The sequence below is a fragment of the Anaeromassilibacillus sp. An200 genome (assembly GCF_002160025.1).
GTDB lineage: Bacteria > Bacillota > Clostridia > Oscillospirales > Acutalibacteraceae > Caccousia > Caccousia stercoris.
Genome location: NZ_NFJU01000101.1, coordinates 1 through 2,328, shown reverse-complemented (window position 1 = coordinate 2,328; position 2,328 = coordinate 1). Strand labels below are relative to the sequence as shown.

Here is a 2,328-nt window from a genome sequence, read left to right as displayed (position 1 = left end):
GTGCAACCGGACTACGCCTGCTGACTTTAGTGTAGCAGATGCCGCCGTCCTATGCACTGCCTTTATTTTCATTCTCAGCTGTGATGGCATTTCATGAGGCGTTGAAAATTACATATACGGCATTTCTGGCACATAACCCATGTACGAGCGAATCAGGCGCGCCGCCAAGAAGGACAAGCCAAGGAGGTGATGAATCGGCTGTCCTGAGCGATCAACGCAAGCCTGAGACCTAGAGGTGGTATTCTGGGGCGCGGTGACTGCATGGGGGCTTAAAGATACTTCCTCACGGCCTCCTAAAGACTTGGGGAGAACCCTGCGGCGCACGAGCAACATGAGCAAAACGACGCTGTGGAGTTATGACAGCCGCACCAGCGGAGACCAAGGATGTCCCTATCGTCAAGGGTGCGTGGCAAATGTGGCGAAAAACAACCGATCAGATTAAAGAAGCAGTATCCATTTACTGTTAGCAACAGCAGATCGTAATGTGGGTACTGCTTTCTTTTCAAAGTCAGATACCATGCGCTGGCAGCTTCGGTTGCCAGCGCATTCATGTGATTTTGAAAGCCACAACCACATCCTTGACAGAAAGGGGGAACACCTATGGAAAAATTGATTTCTCGAAAAGAGGCTGCAAAATTACTGGGAATCAGCATTGCAACTTTAGACGCAGCGCGTAACAGCGGTCTGATTTCCTATGTTCAGTATGTGCAGAACGGCTGCGTGTACTTTACAGATACGGGCCTTCAGGAGTATATCGCAAAATGCACCCATCGGGCAAAACCGGTGGAAAAGAAAGAAACCTATCGCAATGTGCGAGGAAGCAAATCGCACCTTTGAGGAAATAGAGCAGTTCTGATAAAACCAAGATGCAGCATTGATACTATTTTTCGGAGGTGGAGAAAATGGCTACAAAAAGAAAGCGAATTCCCAGATACAGCAAGGTTCAGGTAAACGGCTATGAGTATTACAAAACAGACGTTGAGGACGCAGACGGCAAACGGATTATTCTTTATGGTAAAACCCGCGAGGAAGTTTACGAAAAGGAAATGGCAGCTCTTGAGCAGATCGACAATGCCACGTTCCGGCGTAAATCTCCTACGGTTGCCGAGTATTGCGAAAAGTGGCTGCTGATGCAGTCCGTCCATGTGCGTGCCACTACTCTGACGGATTATACATCCAAAGTGCGGCGTCACATTATCAAGGAGCTGGGCGATAAACGGATGGCGGAGGTGACATTGGATGACATCCAGGTGGCGCTCATCCCGGTTTCCAAGAAATCTGCATCGGTTTACAAGTCCGTGGTGATTCTCTATAAATCAATCTTTCGGGCCGCAAAGGAAAGCCATGTGATTGATACAAACCCGACTATCTATCTCAAAGCAAAGGGCGGCGGTGTTCCGCAGGAGGAGCGTCGGGCTTTGACAGATGAACAGGTAGAACGGCTTTTGGACGCCATCCGCGGGTTGCCGCCCTATGTGTTTGTGATGCTTGGCTTGTATGCAGGATTGCGGCGTGAGGAAATTCTGGCACTGCAATGGGATTCGGTGTATTTGGACACGGACGCTCCATATTTGACGGTGCGGCGGGCATGGCATACAGAACATAACAGACCGGTTATTCTGACAGAGCTAAAGACAAAGGCTGCGGAGAGAAATATCCCTCTCCCGGATTGTTTAGCCGAATGTTTGAAAGAGGCAAAGAAAAAATCCACTTCAGACTATGTGGTTGCCAATCGGGACGGAGAGCCGCTGTCCTACACACAATTCAAGCGACTGTGGCAGTACATTGTTACTCGGAGTGTTAAGGAACGGTCATATTATCGGTACGAAGATGGTAAGCGTGTAAAACATACAGTCAAGCCGGTTCTTGGAGAAAAGGCGGCCCATAATGGCAAGGTGGTTTACAGTCTGGATTTTGATGCCACGCCCCATATGCTCAGGCATACCTACATCACAAATCTGATTCATTCTTCGGTTGATCCGAAAACAGTTCAGTATCTGGCCGGCCATGAGAGCAGCAGAATTACGATGGACATTTACGCAAAGGTAAAGTACAACCGACCAGACCAACTGGCAGGAATTTTGGACAGCGCGTTTGCCAAATGGGATGCAGATGTAAATGTGGCAGCACAATAAAATATAGAAAGTGAGATAAGGGCGAGGAATCTTCCTCGCCCCAGCTTGTAGAAAAACCTGCTCCGGCAATCAAGCCAGAGCAGGTTTTTGGTTTGTAAACAAGAACCCAAAGGGAAAAAGGAGCGAAATGTCAGGCGTATTTTCGCGCAATCTGGAGCGCCATGCGCCATCCGGTGCCGGATGGCGGTCATTC

The 2,328-nt window shown here is 49.0% G+C and carries 2 protein-coding genes; both read left to right on the top strand.

Annotated elements, in window-relative coordinates; genetic code table 11:
* Positions 1 to 600: 600 nt before the first annotated feature.
* Positions 601 to 837, top strand: a complete 237-nt coding sequence (locus B5F35_RS17940; protein ID WP_087243035.1) for a DNA-binding protein — start codon at positions 601 to 603, stop codon at positions 835 to 837.
* A 65-nt stretch (positions 838 to 902) separates the two neighbouring features.
* Complete coding sequence (locus tag B5F35_RS17935) at positions 903 to 2,135, top strand: tyrosine-type recombinase/integrase (RefSeq protein WP_087243033.1); 1,233 nt, start codon at positions 903 to 905, stop codon at positions 2,133 to 2,135.
* The last annotated feature ends 193 nt before the right edge of the window (positions 2,136 to 2,328 follow it).